Source organism: Acidisarcina sp., assembly GCA_035539175.1.
Taxonomy (GTDB): Bacteria; Acidobacteriota; Terriglobia; order Terriglobales; family Acidobacteriaceae; genus JANXZS01.
In genome coordinates, this window is sequence record DATLIY010000007.1 from 13,738 (window position 1) to 34,224 (window position 20,487).

At 57.6% G+C, this 20,487-nt stretch carries 14 protein-coding genes; 12 read left to right on the forward strand and 2 right to left on the reverse strand.

Features of this window, described 5'->3' with window-relative positions:
- Window positions 1-102 precede the first annotated feature (102 nt).
- Window positions 103-3,192, forward strand: coding sequence for a hypothetical protein (locus VM554_02760; protein HVJ07277.1), 3,090 nt, complete (start codon window positions 103-105; stop codon window positions 3,190-3,192).
- A gap of 132 nt (window positions 3,193-3,324) precedes the next feature.
- On the forward strand, window positions 3,325-4,065 hold the full coding sequence (locus tag VM554_02765; protein ID HVJ07278.1) for a class I SAM-dependent methyltransferase: 741 nt from the start codon (window positions 3,325-3,327) through the stop codon (window positions 4,063-4,065).
- Window positions 4,066-4,070: 5 nt separating this feature from the next.
- On the opposite strand, the gene VM554_02770 is transcribed toward VM554_02765, so the two are convergent.
- Both VM554_02770 and VM554_02775 read right to left on the reverse strand, forming a co-directional pair.
- Window positions 4,071-5,564, reverse strand: a complete 1,494-nt coding sequence (locus tag VM554_02770) for an aminotransferase class V-fold PLP-dependent enzyme (GenBank protein ID HVJ07279.1) — start codon at window positions 5,562-5,564, stop codon at window positions 4,071-4,073.
- A gap of 100 nt (window positions 5,565-5,664) precedes the next feature.
- Window positions 5,665-8,973, reverse strand: a complete 3,309-nt coding sequence (locus tag VM554_02775) for an amino acid adenylation domain-containing protein (GenBank protein ID HVJ07280.1) — start codon at window positions 8,971-8,973, stop codon at window positions 5,665-5,667.
- A 225-nt stretch (window positions 8,974-9,198) separates the two neighbouring features.
- Here VM554_02775 and VM554_02780 point away from each other — a divergent pair, with 225 nt between their 5' ends.
- The 10 genes from VM554_02780 (at window position 9,199) to VM554_02825 (ending at window position 20,476) form a co-directional block, all read left to right on the forward strand.
- Window positions 9,199-10,146 carry a P1 family peptidase gene (locus tag VM554_02780; GenBank protein HVJ07281.1) on the forward strand — a complete coding sequence of 316 codons (948 nt, stop codon included), beginning with the start codon at window positions 9,199-9,201 and terminating at the stop codon, window positions 10,144-10,146.
- Window positions 10,147-10,202: 56 nt separating this feature from the next.
- On the forward strand, window positions 10,203-12,806 hold the full coding sequence (locus VM554_02785; GenBank protein HVJ07282.1) for a condensation domain-containing protein: 2,604 nt from the start codon (window positions 10,203-10,205) through the stop codon (window positions 12,804-12,806).
- Window positions 12,800-13,699, forward strand: coding sequence for an ABC transporter permease (locus VM554_02790; GenBank protein HVJ07283.1), 900 nt, complete (start codon window positions 12,800-12,802; stop codon window positions 13,697-13,699). Before VM554_02785 ends, VM554_02790 begins: the two co-directional genes overlap by 7 nt.
- Window positions 13,700-13,766: 67 nt before the next feature.
- Window positions 13,767-14,930, forward strand: coding sequence for an ABC transporter ATP-binding protein (locus VM554_02795; protein HVJ07284.1), 1,164 nt, complete (start codon window positions 13,767-13,769; stop codon window positions 14,928-14,930).
- Window positions 14,931-15,035: 105 nt separating this feature from the next.
- Complete coding sequence (locus VM554_02800; protein ID HVJ07285.1) at window positions 15,036-15,254, forward strand: DUF2934 domain-containing protein; 219 nt, start codon at window positions 15,036-15,038, stop codon at window positions 15,252-15,254.
- A 646-nt stretch (window positions 15,255-15,900) separates the two neighbouring features.
- Complete coding sequence (locus VM554_02805) at window positions 15,901-16,794, forward strand: phosphoribosylaminoimidazolesuccinocarboxamide synthase (GenBank protein HVJ07286.1); 894 nt, start codon at window positions 15,901-15,903, stop codon at window positions 16,792-16,794.
- Between the two features lie 10 nt (window positions 16,795-16,804).
- Entirely contained in the window at window positions 16,805-17,341 is a 537-nt protein-coding gene (locus VM554_02810; GenBank protein HVJ07287.1) for a CvpA family protein, read from the forward strand.
- 92 nt (window positions 17,342-17,433) lie between these two features.
- A complete protein-coding gene (locus tag VM554_02815) occupies window positions 17,434-17,715 on the forward strand; it encodes a helix-turn-helix domain-containing protein (GenBank protein ID HVJ07288.1) in 282 nt (93 codons plus the stop codon).
- Between the two features lie 38 nt (window positions 17,716-17,753).
- The gene (locus VM554_02820; protein HVJ07289.1) at window positions 17,754-18,527 is read left to right on the forward strand and encodes an HAD family hydrolase; all 774 of its coding nucleotides are present in this window, start codon (window positions 17,754-17,756) and stop codon (window positions 18,525-18,527) included.
- Between the two features lie 44 nt (window positions 18,528-18,571).
- A complete protein-coding gene (locus VM554_02825) occupies window positions 18,572-20,476 on the forward strand; it encodes a hypothetical protein (GenBank protein HVJ07290.1) in 1,905 nt (634 codons plus the stop codon).
- Window positions 20,477-20,487 lie beyond the last annotated feature (11 nt).

Here is a 20,487-nt window from a genome sequence, read left to right on the forward strand (position 1 = left end):
TGTTGAAGGCATTCGGATTACGCCTGCAAATCGATAGAGACCAGCAGGCCAGCGTAAGCCGGCGTATCTGAACGGATTAAGAGGGGTTAAGAAAGGTCGCTGATGGCACTTTACAATCGTGGATTTCGAGTTATCTGCTGTTGCCTGGGGCTCGCTCTTTGGATACAGCCTGGCCGGATCGCCGCACAGGCGTCTTCGTCCGAAGTCGTCCTCCAGGAAGAGGGCCTTCCCGCAGCGGATTCGATTGCGCCATCCCGCGAGCAACTTACGAGGCTCTTTCCGCAGGCACGCCTGGTATCGGCGGAGGCACTCGATGCCGCGCTGACCACGCCGGAGACAAAGCTGCTGGTCTTGCCTTATGGTTCGGCCTTTCCTGAATCTTCCTGGGCGGCGATCTTCAATTATCTGGAACGCGGCGGCAACCTTGTCGCTCTTGGAGGCCGCCCATTCAGCCGTGCGGCATATCGCGATGCCAATGGCTGGCATCTGCGGGACTACAGCGTTCGCTTCCTGCAGCAATTATCGATCGATCAGTATCAAGAGACGCCAGGATCGAATGGGCTGCGCTTCGAAGCGAACACGGAGCTACCGATTGAGACACCTGCATTCGAATGGAGCCGTGCCTTCAGTCCTGTAATCCGTTTGAGCGCGAGCGCGATCTCTGCGCGAGGCGGCTCCAGCGGATATCTTGACGCGCGGATGGATGCGCTGGCCTGGGGAGTGAAAGATGGCAGACGGGTTGCCGCGCCCGTGCTGGAGATTGACCACCTGCGCAGTCAGTTTGCCGGTGGCCGATGGATCCTGGTCAATGCCGAGTTGAATGGAAGCTTCTTCGCAGACGCGGGCAAATGGACTTCACAACTGGCGAGCCGTGCCAGCGAGGGGAGCGAAGAATTTCTCGTGCGGCCTGTCCTGCCGCTCTACCTTCCCGGCGAACCGGTAGAGGTTGCCCTGAACTGGCTGGGCTCGACAAAACCGAATGAGAAGCTGACTGCAAAGATCACGCTGCGGCAGGAAGGCAGCTCAGCCGCCCCGGTGGTGAAGAGCGTGGACATGCCTGCACACGAGCCGCTCCTCTTCCCTGCTCCGTCTGGAAAGGGTTTCTATGTGATTCAAGCGGAGTTGATGGAAGGCAAGCGCCTGCGTGCCAGCTATCGTTCCGGTTTCTGGATTCGCGATGAGGCATATCTGCGCTCTGGTCCGCGAATGACGGTGAATCACAACTACTTTGAGATCGACGGGAAACCGATCTTAGTCGTGGGCACGACATACATGGCGAGTGACGTCCAGCGATTGTACTTCGATCATCCCAACGTGTACGTCTGGGACCAGGACATGGCGCAGATGCACGCGGCAGGGCTCAACATGCTGCGCGCCGGATGGTGGACGGGATGGGACAAGCTTTGCGATGAAGAAGGAGTGCCCTACGAGCGGACGCTTCGCACCGTGGAAGCCTACTTGATGACGGCTAGAAAATACGGGCTCCCCGTCCAGTTCAACGTATTCGCATTTTTGCCGGAGGTGTTGGGAGGGCAAAACGCCTACCTTGATCCGGTCTCCGTTCGGCGGGAGCAAACCTTGATCGGGGCGCTGGCAAAGAGATTTGGAGACGTGCCCTATCTGGGCTGGGATTTGATCAACGAACCAAGCTTCTCCACTGCGGTTTGGAAGAACCGTCCGAACGGAGATGCCTTCGAACTGGCAAAGTGGAATGACTGGATCTCGCATCGCTATCCCGATCGCAATGCTTTAGCTCATGCGTGGAATCTCCCATCGCTGCCGAATGCGGCGCCGATTGCGTTGCCGGTAGAAGCGGAGTTCGATCCGCTGGGCATGAATAATGGACACAATTCTCTGAAGCTCTATGACTTCAACCTCTTCTCCCAGGAAACTTTTGCAGCATGGGTGCACGGCATGCGAGCGGTGATTCGCGGAGAGGGCTCGCACCAACTGGTTACCGTGGGACAGGATGAAGGCGGCAGCATAGATCGCATGTCGCCCACCTTCTTAGCGCCCGAGGTGGACTTTACCGCAATGCATTCCTGGTGGCTGGATGACTCTATCCTGTGGGATTCGCTCTCTGCCAAGCAGCCTGGAGTTCCCATGCTGATTCAGGAGACGGGTATGCAGCGGCAATCCACGCTGGACGAGGTCTCGCGCCGCACGCCGGAGTCGGAAGGAGCACTGGTAGAGCGCAAGATCGCCATGTCGCTGATTGGAGGAGCAGGCGCGATCCAATGGCTGTGGAACACGAACGACTACATGGTGGAGCGGAACGAAGCGCCGATCGGGGCTTTGCGCGGAGATGGCACGGAGAAGCCCGAGGCCAAGGCGCTGCGCGATTTTGCCGCGTTCGCACGGCAGGCAGGCGACAAACTGCAGGAACCGCGTCTTCCCGAGGTCGCCATCGTAACCTCGCAGGCGGTGCAATACTCCGCGCTTGCCGGGCTGCAGATTCGCGCACAGCAAAGAGCGGTGCGGGCCGCGTCCTACGACGATCACATGCCGGTATACATGATTGCGGAGAACCACATTGCGCAGCTTGGCTCGCCGCGCCTTGCGATCCTGCCTTCCTCGCAGGCGCTGGCGCAGAGCTCCTGGGATCTACTGTTGAAGTATGTAGAGAACGGCGGGAACCTTTTGTTGACGGGGCCAGCCGAGCGCGATGAGCATTGGCATCCGGTGAGCCGGCTTGCCGAGTTGAAGATCGATGTACATGCGGAGCCGCTTCGCTGCCATACGGCTGAGGTTCGCGTGAAAGATCGCGATATCCCGGCCAACTTTGGGCAGGAAGCCCAGTTGTGGCTGGACATCTTCAAATTTGCGGATGGCTCGAGCTTCAAAACCATTCCTTACGGGAAAGGCAAACTATTCGTGTCGGCGTATCCGCTGGAATTGGCCGAGGGGGAAGCGGCTGCTGCGGAAGTCTATCAGGCTGTGATGGATGAACTCGCGATCCAGCCGCGGTTTGAGTCCACGTCCGCGCTGCCTGCTGGAGTGCTTGTCTATCCCACGGAGCTGAGGGATTCGGTGCTCTATGTGCTGGTGTCCGAGGATGCCCATGACCGCAATCTCGATCTGCGCGACAAACCGACGGGAGGAGTCATCCAGCTTCGGTTGCCGGCTCTACATGCGGCGCTTGTGCTGCTTCGCAAGTCGGATGGGAGCATCCAGGCAAAGTACGGCTTCTAAAGCGGCAGAGCCTGGGTCTGGAGCAGGCTAAACTTACGTAGGTGGACTGCAATTCAGCAGGCACTGAGGATCGGAGGCGCATTGAGCGGACGGAGACGCCTGCTTCGAGGGTTGAGAGTGAAGGATGGATTTATGCGGCATCCATTTGATCTCAAATTTGGCGTGGAAACGAGCGGGTTAATCTGCGGACGCGACCTCGTCACCGGCCACGCGCATGACCGGCACAACACTGCATATTTTGGTGTGTCGCCCTCGATTCTGCACGCTCTTTGTGCGCATTGGCAGAGCGCGCCCTTGTCTGCGGCGCTGGATCAGTACAGCTTTATCGATCTTGGCTGCGGCATGGGCCGCGCGATTCTGCTGGCGGCGGAGATGCCGTTTCGCGAGGTCGTCGGCGTGGAGTTAAACGCTACGCTGGCTGCCACGGCACAAAAGAACATTCAGGCATGGGAGTCTGCGGGACGGGTAAGATGCTCGACGCGGGTTGTGTGCGGAGATGCGACGGAGTTCCAGTTTCCTGAAAATCCATGCGTCGTCTTTCTCTTCAATCCATTTGGCGGGACGGTCCTTCGACGCCTGATCAAGAAGATCGAACGCGCCTTTGCGCAGCGGCCTGGACAACTGGACCTGCTCTACGTCAATCACGAGTGCGAGAGCCTGCTCACGCAACACCGCGGATTCATCCAGTTATGGAGCGGGGCGATTTACAAGTCTTCCGAGGACGAGGAAGCAGACCGGAAGATTCTGTATAACCAGCCGGATGGCGAGTACATCGCCTCTGAATATGAATCCTGCTCAGCGTATCGCTGGACTGGCGTAGCCAGGCCCGGCAGAAATAAGCCGCTCGCTGAAAATGGACAGCCACGCGTCTGATTCGCTCAGGCGTCCTCCGCCTCACTGAACGCAAGTTCTTCGCCTACCAGCAGAACTTCCGCTACCAGGGCATCGAAGTCCTCCATCCGGCTGCGATGATTTGTATTGGCCACGCGCATGGCATACTCGCCGTTGAGCACTGTGCCGGACACGATGAATTGGCCTGACTCCTGCATGCGCATGACGATCTCACGATTGAGCGCGTTCAGCTTTTCCGTATCGTTTGCATAGGATGGCGGAGCATAACGGAAGCACAGAACGTTCATCACCTGTGGCGCCATCCGTTGTAGATCGACGTGCTGATCGATTAAGGACGCAAGGTGCTTGACCTGTTCGACATTCTGCTCGATCAGAGCGGAGTACGTCTCCAGTCCATGAGCCTTCAGGGACATCCACAGCTTCAGCGCGTTAAAGCTTCGCGTCAGCTCAATGCCGAGATCGGAGAAGCCCATGCCCCCGGCCAGCAAACCACGTTCTGCACTCTCCAGGTAGTTGGCGGGAGTGGCAAACGTTCCGGAGTGTTCGGCTGCATCGCGGAAGAGCACACAGCCTATGCCAAAGGGCAGATACATCCACTTGTGCATATCGAAGGCCAGCGAGTCTGCTTTTTCGATTCCGCGCACCAGAGAGGAATACCGGGGGGAGAGCTTAAGGAGCGCGCCAAAGGCTCCATCGACGTGCAGCCAGAGATCTTCCCTGCGGCACACTTTAAGCAGCGCTTCGATATCGTCGATCGCTCCGGTGTTGACCGTCCCGGCATTGGCGATGACCGCGATTGGTTGGTGCCCCGCGTCGCGGTCCGCCGCGATCTGTTTCTCAAGCTCCGCAACGACGATCCTGTGATCGGCATCGACGGCGATCCGCCGCAGCGAACGCCTGCCAAGCCCAAGCAGTTCCATGCTCTTGCGTGCCCACATGTGCGTTTCCGCGGAGCCGTAGACCAGAAGCTGCGGATGGTCGCCCTGCAGGCCCTCCTGGCGCACATCAAATCCGGCTTTGGCATGGCGCGCCACGGCCAATCCAATCAGGTTTGCCATGGTGCCGCCGCTGGTGAGGATTCCGCTCGACGACGCAGGCATGCCCATCACCTCCGCCATCCATGCAATCACCTGTTTCTCTACGAGGATCGGCGCCTGCTGTCCCCCGCCCAGATGCGCGTTGATTCCTGAGGCAAGCATATCCGCCAGCATGGCCAGCGGCGTTCCGTTTCCCCGGACCCAACCCCACGCCCGTGGGTGGCGGTTGCCGCTGGTGTAGGGCAGCACGTTGGAGAGGAACTCTTCGTAAACCTCTTCGGCTCCTTGTCCCTGGAGGGGTAAGGATCGATTCAATTCCTGTGTCACCGCAGCTGGCATCGGTTGCCATGCGGGTTGTTTCCTAAGGGTCTCCAGGTGCTGGAAGATGTCGTCCAGCATGCGATGCCCTAACGCCCGTAATTCCGCCCAATTCTCCGGGTCGAGCGTTAATTGATCGGTCCTGGTCTCCGTGAGTGTCGTCATCCGAGGAAGTCGCTCCATATGGTTGGTGTTTCCAACCCTTCACTCTCATCCTAACTGTTGTGCTTCGTTTTCGGGCTGGCAGTGGCAGGTTGTGCGAGCGTCAGATAGTTTGCCTGCCCTTCAGAACCTGCTTCAGCAACTCCTCTAACTCCTCTCCTGATAACTGGTTAAGCTGCTCCAGGATCGCTTGCTTACTCGACTGTGGCGCGGCCTTGCTCTTGGAGAGAATCGGTGCGCGAGCCTGGCTGCCATTGGCCCGGGCATTTTCCACTTCTTCGGCGAGCCCTTCAATGGTTGGGTTTTCGAACATGCTTCGAAGAGAAACTTCAACGTTGAAGATCTTCCGAATGCGTGCGATCACCTGCATAACCATCAAGGAATGGCCGCCCAGCTCAAAGAAGTTGTCAGTTATACCGACCTCTCCGACCTTCAACAAGTCACGCCAGATCGCGGCAAGCCCTTGTTGGGTCGCAGTGTGGGGAGCGATATAGCGATGGTCATCCAGGGGATAAGCCGAGGGATGCGTTGCAAGAGTGCGGCGGTCGATCTTGCCGCTGGGCAACAGTGGCAAGGTCTTCACGACAAGATAATCCGAAGGAATCATGTATTCCGGTAGCTTCGACCGGAGAAAGCGGCGAAACTCCTCTGAATTCGGATTGGCTCCAGCGCGCAAAACGACGTAGGCAGCCAGCTTTTGGTGGGAAGGCGGACCAGCGAGAAGGACCACGGCGTCCTGAACCTTGGCGTGCGATGAGAGCGCAACTTCGATCTCTCCCAACTCCACACGAATTCCCCGGACCTTCACCTGGTTGTCCATGCGGCCCAGGAACTGGAGCTCGCCATTCTGGAGAAATTTCGCGAGATCTCCTGTCCTGAAGAGGCGAGGCGGACCGCCGGGTCCTAACGGATATGCCAGGAATCGCTCCGCAGTCTGTTCCGGTCTCTTCCAATAACCTGGAGAAAGACACTCTCCACCCACATACAACTCACCCGGAACCCCTTGCGGCACCTGGTTCATGCAGCGATCCATGATGAAGAGCTGCACGTTGCTGATCGGCCTGCCGATGGGAACGGAGTCCTGCTCATCCTCGGAGGTGACGACGTGGCAGGTTACATCCGCAGCTACTTCGGAAGAGCCATAGAGATTGAGTAAAGTCGCCTCTGGCATGGCTTTCGTGAATTGCTTCGCCAGGCCGGCCGGCAGCACTTCCCCGCTGCATGTGCAGAGCTTCAGCCGGGGCAGCCGGAGTTGTAAATCCGGGATCGCATCCAGCATCACCTGCAAGAGCGAGGGAATGAGAACAATCCGCGTGACATCATGCCTGGCGAGGAGACTTACCATCTCCTCAGGATCGAGGAGCGACTCCGGGGGCAGGATCACGGAGGCCACGCCATGCAGCAGCGGGCCGAAGATCTCCCAGATTGAGTCAACAAATCCCAGAGGAGTCTTCTGGCAGCAAACTTCTCCTTCAGTGAAGGGGAAGCTGTTCCACATCCATGCAAATCGATTGAAAGTGGCCCGATGTGTTCCCTGCACTCCCTTCGGTGTCCCTGTCGATCCGGAGGTGTAGACCACGTAGGCCACGCTGTCGGACGAGCGCGCCAAAGGCATGCTAGGGGATATGTTGGGGGAGGGCTTAGGGGGAAGATTTTCGTCGTCGAGTAGAACGATCTTGGTTAAATCGCTGCGAAAGAGGCTGGCGAATTCCTCAAACGTAATCACCGCAGCGGCTTGTGAATCCTCCACCATGAAGCGCAACCGCTCTTCGGGCTGGTTCGGTTCCAGCGGAACATAGGCGCCTCCGGCTTTCAGCACCGCCAGCAGAGCGGCCACCATCTGGATGGATCGAGGCAGCGAGATGCCGACAAGATCTCCGGGGAGCACGCCAGCGTCGGTCAGGCGTTGAGCCAGACGGTTTGCCAGCGAATCCAGGTCGCTGTACGACAGCCGTTTCTCGCCGTCGATCAGTGCAATCCCTTCCGGGGTGCGAGCGGCTTGCTCTTCAAAGGCAGTTTGGATGCAAATCTCACGAGGAAACTCGCTCGAGGTATGGTTCCATTGGGTAAATTGCGTCACTTCCTCTGCCGTTAGAAGTGGAAGCCTCGAAATCTTCTCGTCGGGCGCCTGGATGACTCCCTCTAAGAGTGTGAGGAAATGGCCGGCCATTCGCGCGATTGTGGCCTCGTCGTAGAGCGCGGACTCGTATTCAAAGGTGCAATGCAGCGCATCCATCTCGAATACTTCAAGCGAGAGTCCGAACTTTGCGATGCCACTCTCGAATTCGATCTCTTCCAGCAGCAGGCCGGGAAACTGCAGTTTCTGGCGTGGCGTGTTCTGGAAGATGAACATCACCTGGAACAATGGATTTCGATGGATCGCACGGACCGGATCCAGTGCTTCCACCAGTTTTTCAAAGGGAAGATCCTGCTGCGCGAGCGCTTCCAGCGTGTTGGTTCGCGCCTGGCTCAGGATCTGGCGGAAGGTACTGTCCGGGTTGAGGTCCGATCGGATAATCAATGTGTTGACGAATAATCCGACAAGGTTTTCAAGTTCTACGTCACCCCGGCCGGCTGCAGGAATACCGACCAGGATGCTGTCCTGCAGGGTATAGCGCCAAAGCAGGATCTGGAACACCGAGAGAAGCGCCATGAAGAGGGTGGCGCCCTCGCCCTGCGCCAGAGACTTCAGCCGATGGCCCACCTCTGGAGAAGGATTGAAACTGAAGGTCTTCCCAAACCCATCGCGAACAGATGTGCTTGGGTGGTCTGTGGGAAGAGATAGGACAGTCTCCGCTCCGTGAAGCTTCTTCGTCCAGTAATCCAGTTGACCCGCCAGCAGGTCCCCCGCTATCGCATCCCGCTGCCATTGCGAAACGTCGGAATATTGAAGGGGAAGATTGGGAAGCTGCTCTCTTCTACCGGCGGACTGGCTGGCATAGATCTCTCCGATCTCGCGGAGCAGGACGCTCATCGACCATCCGTCGGTGACGATGTGGTGCATAACCAGCAAAAATATGTGATCGCCCGCGCCCAGCCGCAAAAGCAGGGAGCGCAGAAGGGGTCCAGTGCTTAAATCGAAGGGTGCCCGCGCCTGCTGCCCGAGGATGCGCTGCACCTCCTGCTCCCTCTCGGCTGGGGGCAGGTTGCTGAGGTCTACCATAGGCAGCGCGAATTCGAATTCAGGCAGCACGACCTGACTGGGAACCCCTTCGACAGAGGTAAAGATTGTTCGCAGGGAGGCATGCCGCAGAATGACAGTCTGCACAGATTTGCACAATTGTTCCGCATCCAGCACGCCGGTAAGGTGAAATGCGCGGGGCAAATTATAGGCAGAAGTACCGGGATCGAGCTGATCCAGGAACCATAGCCGCTGCTGTGCAAACGATGCTGGAAAAACCTGTTTCCCCATCGGATCCATTCCTGCTCTGTATCTCGTATGATGTCCAACCAGCGGTCTAATGATTTCGATGCCCGTATTTGCTGTTTTCATGCTGTCCCGAAATGGAACGACTCAAATTTAACGACGTTTATACTGGCGTGCGAAATGAATGATGTGCAATTTAGTTGCCACTATGGTCAATTCAGTTCGTAAGGGCTGCTGCAATTGAACTTCGCTGTCAAAGGCGAGAACTCCATGAGCAAACACACCCGGTCTCTGGAATTTGACTTTCCAGGCCTCCGAATCGGAGTTGCGGAGTACGCTTCGGGGCCAACAGGCGTAACGATCTTCGACTTCCCTTCCCGGGCGTTCGGGGTTTTTGACAGCCGGGGAGGGGCTCCGGGAAGCTCGCTGACGGAGACGCTGCGGATGGGATTCGGCAGATATATCGATGCTGTCGCCTTCTGTGGCGGCTCGGCTTACGGCTTGGAAGCAGCGTCCGGAGTCGCGGCGGGCCTGCTCCGCTCCGGCCGCCGCTCGACGCGCTGGGGAGAGGTCGCGATTGTCCCCGCCGCTGTGGTCTTTGACTTCAAGGGGCGTCACACCCAGGTTTATCCGGATCGAGAACTAGGGATAGATGCGCTGAACTCGGTCGTGGAGGGACACTTTCCTCTTGGCGCCAGGGGAGCTGGAGCCTTTGTGCATTGCGGCTCCTATTTTGGCGAAAACTTTATGGAGAGGTCAGGACAGGGAGCAGCCTTCCGGCAGTTTGGAGCTACGCGACTCGCGGTTTTTACCGTGGTGAACGCTCGAGGAGCTATCGTCAATCGCGCCGGACAGGTCGTCGTGGGCAACCGGGATCCGCAAAATGGCACGCGGACTGCAGTTCCCACTATGTTGGAGAGCGGAAACCGGCCAGAAGATACGCCGCCTCAGGGGAGATCGATCTCTGACAACACGACACTGACGCTGGTTGTTACAAATCGGGTATTGGATCAGGGTCAACTCCAGAGACTCGCGATCGAAGTTCACTCTTCCATGGCCCGTGCTATTCAACCGTTTCATACCTCGCGGGATGGAGATACCCTCTTCGCGGTCAGTACGGCAGAGTGCTACGCAGACACGCCTGACGTTGCGGACCTGTCGGTGTATGCGTCGGAACTGGCCTGGGACGCAGTATTGAATTCTGTGCCGGAGCTTTAGAGTGACGACGGGGGAAAGCAAGGGTTAAGCTATCCTCCAACGCAAGGACGGGTGCGATGCCGGATGGTCCAGATTCATCATTCGATTTTTCGCCGAAGGAACAGAAAGATCTCCTGCTCGCGCTCCTTGGCCGGGGCAATGCAGGGGTCTTTCCCCTGTCGCTTGCTCAAAAGCGCATCTGGTTTCTGGATCAACTGGAGCCGGAGAATCCTGCGTACAACGTTCCTTTTGGAATGCGGCTGCGGGGGCGCCTGAATATAGATGCTCTGACCCTGGCTATTAGCGAAATCGCACATCGCCATGCCGTTCTCCGCACCACGTTCCAGGTAGAAGACGGAAATCCGGTTCAAGTGGTGGGACCTGGCTCCAGCATTCCAATACCAGTGCTGGATTTGACTGCGCTGGCACATGAGATCCGCGAGGCGGAGGCCTACCGAGCTGCGGCTGCAGAGATTCGGATTGCCTTTAATCTCGCCACGGGTCCGCTCCTTCGTCTGAAGCTGATTCGGCTGGATGCCGAGGAACACATCCTCGTCTGCGTGATGCACCACATCGTATGCGATGGCTGGTCGCTGGGGATCTTTGCGCGGGAACTGGCCTCGCTCTATGACCACTTCAATGGTCGAAGTCCATTGAACCTCGTGGATCTTCCGATTCAGTATGGCGACTTTGCAGTGTGGCAGCAGAAGTGGATCAGCGGAGAGTTGCTGGCCGGCCAGCTTCGCTATTGGAAGCAAAGGCTCGCTGGCGCGCCGCCATATCTGGAGCTGCCGACCGATTCTCCGCGGCCGGCTCAGCAAACCTATGACGGAACCAGCCAGGCAATCCTTGTCCCAAAGGAACTGGTTCATGATTTGACTGCCATCGGCCGCGCAAAGCAGGCAACCCTGTTCATGGTGATGCTCGCGGCATTTAAGGTGCTCATCCAGTCGTATACCAAGGCAGACGACATCGTCGTCGGTATTCCGGCAGCCGGCAGAAATAGCGTGGAAGTAGAAGAGCTCATCGGCTTTTTTGTGAATACGCTGGTGCTGCGCACGAATCTCTCCGGCGATCCGCGGTTCAACGAGCTGCTGCTTCAGTTGCGCGAAGGGTCGATCGGCGCATTCGCCAACGCGGATCTACCTTTTGAAAAGCTGGTGGAGGAGCTGAATCCACCGCGCACATTGAGCCATAATCCCATCTTTCAGATCATGTTTTCGTGCCTGAAGGTTGAAGGGCCGCCGCAGTTCGGAGGCCTGGCGTGCAGTCCTTACGTGGTTGCGAGCGGAACCTCTCCCTTCGACCTATCGATGAATTTTATTGAAGAGGCAGAGGGGGGCTCGTGGCTGCGCGCGGAATATAACACCTCGCTCTTCAGCGCGGGGCGCATTCGCCAACTGCTGCGCGACTACTCGACGCTGCTGACCGCCGTTGCAGCCCAGCCGGAGCTGAGGATCTCAGAGCTTGCTTCGTTATTGCACGCAGAAGAACCGAAGGGGCAAGGCAGCACGGGACCACCAGCCGAATCGTCCTCTCCCATCAGTCCGGCAACAGAGGTCACTCCGGCCGCCTCGGGAGCCGCGCAGGATTCAAATGATCCTGATAAGCCACGGGATGCTCAACAACAGATTCTCGTGCGGCTTTGGGAAAGGATTCTGGGAGTTTCGGGAATAGGGATCCACGATGACTTCTTCGAACTCGGCGGTCACTCCCTGCTTGCCGCGCGGCTGATCTCCGAAGTGCAGAATGTGCTTGGCTGCAAGGTTCCCCTCTCAACGCTCTTTCGCAGTTCGACGATCGATTCATTTTCAGAGGTGGTTCGCGAAGGTAAAACGTCGGCTCCAGACCCCTTGCTGATGGAGGTTCAGGCTGGTGCGGGAGGCAGCCCTGTCTTCGGCATAGCGGCCCCTGGCGTGGATACGCTGGGCTACGCATTGCTGGCTCGCCACATGGGACTGGAACAGCCTTTCTATAAACTGCAAGCCGATGCTCCCATCATGTTTGTTGCTCCGTACAGCACGGAGCAACTACAGAAGCTGGCGCGAGAATACATCCCGGCGATGCGAGCGATTCAACCGCAGGGCCCCTATTTCCTGATCGCTGCGTGTGGCGGGGTGCACATCGCGGAACAGATGGTGCTCGAGCTGGAAGCGCAAGGCCATAAGGTAGGGCTGCTGGCAGTCATCGATACCTGGGTGTTGGAGAATCGCCAGGTGCGATGGCTGGAGCGCATCAACTATTATTCGCAGCGCCTCCGTTACCTGGCCAGGTTGCCCATTGCAGCGCAATTTACCTCTTATAAGGACTGGACACAAAAGCACCTGCGTAATCTGCTGCGAGGCGATGTGGTTCCCGTGAACCCCTGGGCCCGAGCATATTGGCCTGGCAAAGGCTTTCAGCCGCCACGGTTTGATGCACCCGTACTGCTGTTCAAACGGCCGCGACAGCCGTACTACTACGTCAAAGATCCCGAGATGGGTTGGGGCCAACGATCCAGCAAGCCTGTCGAGGTCGTTCCCGTGGACGCCGCACATGAGGCGATGCTGCGAGAACCCAGCGTGCAGAAAATTGGGGAGAAGCTGGGCGGCAGAATGCACCGCATGGGAGACGAGTTTCGAAAAGATACGGCGCAGGCGAAGAAGCCGGCAGACTTTGTCTGGAAGAGCTCCATTTGGTAAGAGAATCCACAACACCGGTTATGCCACGGGAACATCCCATCCTGGGCCCTCGGCCTGCAACCAATCGCAGGATAACCATCATTCGTCCTCCCGCATTTTCGTTGCAGCGGATCGCCTCGGGAATCGCGACCTTGTTCGCCTATCGTGACCTGCTGTATACGCTGACGATCTTTCGCATATCGATTCGCTATAAGCAGTCCATACTGGGGTGGATCTGGGCCGTCCTGCAGCCTTTGGCGCTGATGACGATTTACACGCTGATTTTTTACCGCGTGGCGAGAGTGCCGAGTGAAGGAGCGCCCTATCCGCTCTTCGTATTCGCCGGTTTGCTGCCGTGGATCTTCTTTTCCAGCGCAGTCAGCAATTCCACTCAGGGATTAATCAACTATCCGGCGCTGCTTACCAAAATGTATTTTCCGCGGGAGATCATTCCACTCTCGTACGTGCTGGCGGCGATGGTGGATTTTGCAATCGCCTGCGTCATTCTGAGTGGCCTGATGGCGTACTACCGAGTGCCCCTGAACTGGAACGACATGTATCTTGTGCCGATAGCAATTCTGCTGGGCGCCTTCACTGCGGCTGTTGCGCTGTTCCTGTCCTCGATCCAGGTACGCTTCCGCGATGTGGGAGTGGCGCTCCCACTTTTGCTGCAGGTAGGGATGTTTGCTGCACCGGTCGTGTATTCGACGAGTTCTGTTCCGCTCCACTTTCGGCGGCTGTTCCTGTTGAATCCGATTGCCGGCCTGATCGAGAACTTCCGCCAGGTTCTGCTTCACGGGATGCCTCCAGACACGGCCACGCTCCTTTCCGCGGGCGCAATTAGCGTGTGCTCCCTTGCCCTTGCCTATGGCTACTTCAAAACAACCGAAGGTACGCTGGCAGACATGCTATGAAAAGTACGCTGGCAGACATGCTATGAAAAGTATGACGGCGGACATGCTATGAAGACGGAATGCGGAAATGGTTGACATCAGCCTGAGTCATATCTCAAAGCGATATCTCATCGATGGCAGAGATCGCCACGGTTCGAGGCGTTGGCCTGGGCTAGATTTTTTGCTGCATGCGAAGAAGGAAAAGTGGGCTCTTCGCGATGTCTCCTTCGAAGTAGAAGAGGGAGAGTCTCTGGGCATCATCGGCAATAACGGCGCGGGTAAGAGCACGATTCTAAAGCTGCTGTCCAGAATCACCGCTCCTACATCGGGAGAGATCCGAATCCGTGGACGGCTTGCGGGTTTAGTAGAGGTCAGCTCTGGATTTCATCCCGAGCTGACTGGCCGCGAAAACATCTTTCTTCACGGATCGATGCTTGGCATGACCCGGGCGGAGATTGCCCGCAGGATCGAGAGCATTGTCGAGTTTGCCGGAGTTCGCGAGTACATCGATGTCCCTGTAAAGCGTTACTCCTCCGGCATGTATGTAAGGCTTGGATTTTCCATCGCGGCGCATCTTGATCCGGACATCCTGCTGCTGGACGAGATCCTTGCGGTCGGCGATCTGGTCTTCCAGGCGAAGTGCCTCGATCTAATCAGCCAGTTGCGAAAGAGCGGGCGAACGATGGTGCTGATTTCTCATGATCTAGGCGCTATCCAGCGGCTGTGCGATCGCGCCATGCTGCTGCAGAGCGGGCAGGTGGTGATGCGCGGCTCGCCGTCTGATGTGATCGAGCACTACGAACGCAGCGCCATGAGTGTGCAGGCGCCGTGGGACCTCGATGCTGGAGAGGCAAGCGCCGCACAGTGCATGAACATTGCCTTTGCGGCAGACCCTGCCGGCCTTGTACGGACGGGGTATCCAATGCTTGCGCGATTCAGCTTCCGCGCCAGGGAAGCTCTCGACGATGCGGTGTTTAACATTTTGATTTACTGGCCGAGCGGCTACCTTTGCGCACAACTCACGACTTCTCTATTGGATCCGCATTTGCGAGTTGAGCAGGGATCGGGAGTTATCGAGTTTTATTGTCCCGTGCTGGAGGTACAACCGGGCTTGTACCGCGTGGACCTCTCCATTGAAGCGAATGGCGTCTCTCTCGACGTTCAGCAGCGCTGCTCCGTCTTGCGCGTGCATCCAGGCAAACTGGTTCTCGGCGACTTCTACATGGATGCAAGCTGGCGCCTGCTACCATAAGAAGTATCGAGAGAGTTACCCCTCTCAGCCGCTGAGATCAGCGATTCTCTCGTATCCTGTACGCGAGTACGAACTCAATAATGGGGACCATACTAAGGAGACTTTATGCGCACCCAGGATTCTGTGAAGAGCAAGACACCCGCTAAGAGCAAGACCTCTGCAAAGAATAAGAAGACCTCACCGAAGCTGAAGACCGCTCCTCCTTCGCGCGAAGAGATTGCACAACTCGCAGAAAAGTACTGGATGGAACGTGGCCGGCCCGATGGTTCGCCGGAGCAGGACTGGCTCCGCGCCGAAAGAGACCTCATGGGGATGGCATCGTAAGACATCCCACACCTGACTTGATTCGCTGGCGCTATGTAGTTCTTTGAAAGGACCGCAAGAGAGGTTTTTTCTCGCGGAAAGCTCTACCGGCGGTGCAGAGATGCAGCCGCAGGTTACTAATGTATTTCTGTCGCTGGGCGCACCTGCTAGTTGTGACAAGGCCTGTGCGGGGCACAAAAGAAACCCCCGGAAAGTATCCTTCGCCGGGGGTTGTAGCGTGATGCAAGAAACGAACAGGCTCACAATAGTAGACGCCGGAGGTCGGTAGCTTCACGCTATTGCAAGTCACTGCGGATCAACGAAGAAAGTTTTGGCTTCCCCTTTCCAAAACTATCTTCTGTCGGCTGCGCGCGAGGCTCTTGTTCGGCTTCGTGAGCAACTTGACAATTTGAGTGTCGCTGATTGCAAAAGTTTTCACGGTGACAGCTGTCACAGCCTCGCGTGAGCAAGTGGCGCACGACAGCCATCGTGAAGAGCCGGAGGAGATTCGGCCCATATCCTCATTGCCAGTTTTTAGCTTGACAAGCGCCAACGGCCATGGCAGCGAGCTATTCCGCATTTTAAATTGCAGAATACTGTTGCGTTGACAAAGCGCGTCCAGGACCGGACAATCGGAAATCAGTCATCTCACGGAAGGCCTCACCCGTTGCCAACTCTACTGCAAACTGAATTCTCCGATCTGCCGCTTTTCGCGCGCGGTAAAGTCCGCGACTTGTATTCGATAGGCGACTGCCTGCTGTTTGTTGCCACGGATCGCATCTCTGCGTTCGATCATGTTCTTGCGTCAGGAATTCCCGGCAAGGGCAAGGTCCTCACGCAGATTTCGCTCTTCTGGTTCGATCTGCTGAGCAGCATTGTGCCCAACCATCTCATCACGGCGAATGTCGATCAGTACCCTGCCGAGCTTCAGCCCTATGCGGAGGATCTCCAGGGCAGGTCGATGCTTGTCTCCCGTGCTCAGATGTTTCCCGTGGAGTGCGTCGTGCGCGGCTACCTCTCCGGATCGGGCTGGAAAGACTATCAGCAGACAGGAAGCGTCTGTGGAATCGCCCTGCCTGCTGGACTGCGCGAATCCGAGCGCCTTCCCGAGCCGATCTTTACGCCTGCCAGCAAGAGCCTCGGTGGCGAGCACGATGAGAACATCTCCTTCGAGCAGACGGTCGAACGCGTGGGAGCAACTGCTGCCGCAAAATTGAAGGAGCTCAGCCTCGCGATCTACAAGAAAGCGTCCGAGCACGCGGAAAAGTGCGGCCTCATCCTTGCCGACACAAAGTTTGAATTCGGACAGACCGCCAAGGGCATCATCCTTGCCGACGAAGTGCTGACGCCGGACTCTTCCCGCTTCTGGCCGCGCGAGGGCTACAAGCCAGGAGGGGCGCAGCCTTCCTTCGATAAGCAGTTTGTTCGGGACTACCTGGAAAGCATTCACTGGAACAAGAAGGCTCCTGCACCCGGATTGCCGGAGGACGTTATTCGGCGCACACAGGAAAAATATCTTGAGGCGTTTCGCCTGCTCACCGGCAAAACGCTGTCCTTGTAGCGAGAACTAAATGGCCGCAGCGGACTGGATCATCGTCGCGATTCTGGCTCTATCGGTGTTCACGGCCTTCCGCACGGGCTTTTTCGTGGCATCGTTCTCGCTCGCAGGAGTGTTTCTGGGCTTGATTCTGGCAAGTTGGAATTATCAGCGGCTCATGCCTTTTGTCGGTGGCCTGGTACATTCCATACCTGCTTGCGAGGTAATCAGTTTCTTCCTCATCGCGCTAGGCATCATGATTGTTTTCGGCCTGGTGGGCAGACTCTTGCGGTCTCTGTTTCACATGATCGGACTGGGCTGGGCTGACAGGCTGATGGGGGCTGCCTTTGGATTTTTGCGAGGAGGCATTCTAATAACGGTGGGAGTGATGGCACTGGCGGCCTTCCTTCCGCATTTCAGCTTGTTAGATGAATCCCGGCTCGCCCACTATTTTTTGAACGCTGCTCATGAGACGGCTGTGGTAACCCCGGCGGACCTGGCGGGACGCATTCGTGCCGGAGTGAAGACACTCCAGGATGCGCAACCAGACTGGTTACGGCCGCATGCTTGAAGGGTTTAGATCCATATCGTTTTTTGTTTGGGGTAGACTGACCTGCACTACAAACATCTCCGGTAAAATCTTCAGGAGGGAAAGAGGTTTCGGTGAAACGCGAACTGGAAAGTCTTGTGACGCAGATGCACGCTGGGGGCATCACCTATTCTGAGGCCGTGAGGGAATTTAAGAAGCGCTATCTGCTGGAAGTGCTGGCAAGTCACAGGGGAAACCAGTGCAAAACCGCCAAGGAACTTGGCATGCACCGAAACACACTCAGCCGCACCATTGCGGAGCTCAACATTGATCCCCTGCAAATTCGCGCCGGGCTCAAGCGTCCTCCACGCAGCGTGCGTCCTGTAACTGAGAGCAGACATCTGCGAGAATCGTAGATGAACTGATCACAGGACCACAGAGAGAGCATTCGCATATGAGCCAGGCAGCACCAGGCGCAGAAACTCCGCAGCATCCCAAGTCGCCGGGGCAGGTCTTCCTGCGTGAGGGGTTTGCCTGGGACCGGCAGAACGCGTACCTCTTCGATATCGATGGCACTCTTCTGCGCAGCCGGGACCGAGTCCACTTTAACTCCTTCGCCCACAGCGTAAGGCATGTTACTGGATACGAACTCAATCTGCAGGGCGTCAGCGTCCACGGCAGCACGGACACTGCGATTCTTCGGGACGCCTTTCGCGCCTCCAATATCGCCGACTCTGAGTGGAAGCCCCAGCTTGAGCCAATCCTTGCGCTTATGCGCCAGACGGTGGTCGAGCAGCGCGACTCCCTTCAGCCCTTTCTTATGCCTGGGGTAGAGGCCACCTTACGCCATCTCCAGAGTGCTGGCGCATTACTCGGCCTGGCTACCGGCAATCTTGAAGTCATTGGCTGGCTGAAGGTTGAGGCAGCAGGTTTAAAGGAGTGGTTCCGCTTTGGCGGCTTCAGCGACCGCTTCGATATTCGAGCCGAGATGATTGCTCATGCTGCGGAACTCGCCCGGCGCATCGCTGGCCCGGATGCCTCAATCTGCGTTGTCGGCGACACTCCATGGGACATTTCCGCTGCCAAAGCCAATTCCCTGCCGACGATTGCGGTCGCTACCGGGCACTTTACGTGGGAAGAGCTGATGCAGCACGCGCCAGAAGCCTGCACCTCCACGCTCGAGGACCTGTTACACGCAACCGCTCCTGCGGCGAACCGCAACCTATGAAGCACGGCCCTTCCAATGTGCATACAAGCCACAGGATTGCGCTCTTGCCCCTGCTCCAGGCAACGCTCCTGCTTCCGCTCTTCGCGATGGCGGTCGCTGCGCCAGTTGCCGCGCAAGAGGCACCGCCCGCTCCCGGCAACCCCAGCGTGTCGCAGCCTGTCGCGGCCCTGCCTGCGCAAACCCCTCCCGCCGCATCGAATCACGATAAAAATCGCGCAGCCAAGCTCTATGCTCATGGCGCTAAAGCGATGGATAACGACAATCCAAGGCAGGCGGCCAGGGATTTCACCCGTGCCGCCGAACTGGACCCTGCAAACAGCAACTACCAGGGCGCTGCCGAGATTGCGCGCCAGCACCTGTTAACGCAGCTTGTGCAGGAGGCCGCCAAGGCAAGGATGATGGGCAAAGAGGACATTGCCCGCGCCAGACTGGAAGAGGCGCTGAAAATCGATCCTAAGAACCTTGAGGTGACGCAGCATATCGCGGAACTTGCGGACTTTGCTGCGGCAGACCGTCAGCCCTCGCCCTATGTTGCCCCGGAGTACGCGTCCATACACCTCGCGCCCCAGGCCGGCCAGCACAGCTTCCATGTACGCACGAACGCCAGCGATGTTCTGCGCCAGGTCTTCGGGGCCTATGGCATTACTGCATTCATGGACGAATCTGTCAGGCCGCAAGCGATTCGCATCGATGCGGATGCGGTGAGCTTCGACAAGGCGGCTGAGATTGCCTGCCTTCTCACCCGGACTTTTTTTGTGCCACTCGATCCAAAACGCGTCCTTGTCGCTGAGGATAACCGCGAAAATCGCGAGAAGTTTGAGCGGCTGTTTGAAGAGACGCTGTACCTTCCGGGCATGACGGCCCCGGAGATGAGCGATCTCGGGAACATCGTCCGCAATATCTTTAATGCGCAGCAATCCACCGTGCAGGCCCAGGCCGGCACCCTGACCGTGCGTGCTCCGGAGGCAACGCTCAAGGCTATCAACGCCACTCTGGAAAACCTGATTGACGGTCGTGGGCAGATCCTTCTCGAGATGCGCCTCTACGAGATTGCCCGCACCCGCACTCGAAACATCGGGATCCAGCTGCCCCAGCAGGTTACTGTCTTCAACGTCCCCACGGAGCTGAACAGTATCCTCAAAGCCAATCAGTCGCTGGTCGATCAGATTATTGCCAGCGGATTGGCGAAGCCAGGCGATTTTGCTGCCATCGCGGCCATTCTGCTGGCTTCCGGCGCTGTCACTGGAGGCATCCTCACCCAACCATTTGCTGTATTTGGAGGAGGGATCACCCAGGAGGGACTCGTCCCGGGAAGCATTACGGCCAATTTCAGCCTCAACACCGCCGATTCACGCGTCCTGGACAACATCGAGATCCGCGCCAGCGATACGGAGGCAGCCACGCTGCGCAGCGGCACGCGATACCCGATCGTCACCTCGATCTACTCCACCTCTGCCATCAACGGCGCCATCCCCGGATTGACCAGCCCGGGCCTTTCGAGCACGCTGCAGAGCCTGGGTATCAACCTCTCCAATGCTGCCACTTCGCAGATCACTCCCCAGGTGCAGTATGAGGATCTCGGCCTTACGCTGAAGGCTACCCCGCGAATCCAACGCTCGCGTGATATCACCCTGGCTCTGGACATGAAGATTGAAGCGCTGGGCGGCGTCGTGCTGAACGGTAGCCCTATCCTCAATAACCGCCAATACACCGGCACCATCACGGTGCATGATGGAGAAACCGCGGTGCTCGTCAGCAACCTGAGTCGCCAGGAATCCCGGGCAGTCAGCGGCATTCCCGGCATGAGCGAGCTCCCCGGATTTCAAACCACCACCGACACCTCGAAGCAATATGACGTATCCAATCTGATGATTATGATCACGCCTCACGTGGTGCGGAGCCGCTCCAGCCAATTCTCAGATCCCATGGTTATGATTCCCCGCCACTAAAAAGAGCGCCC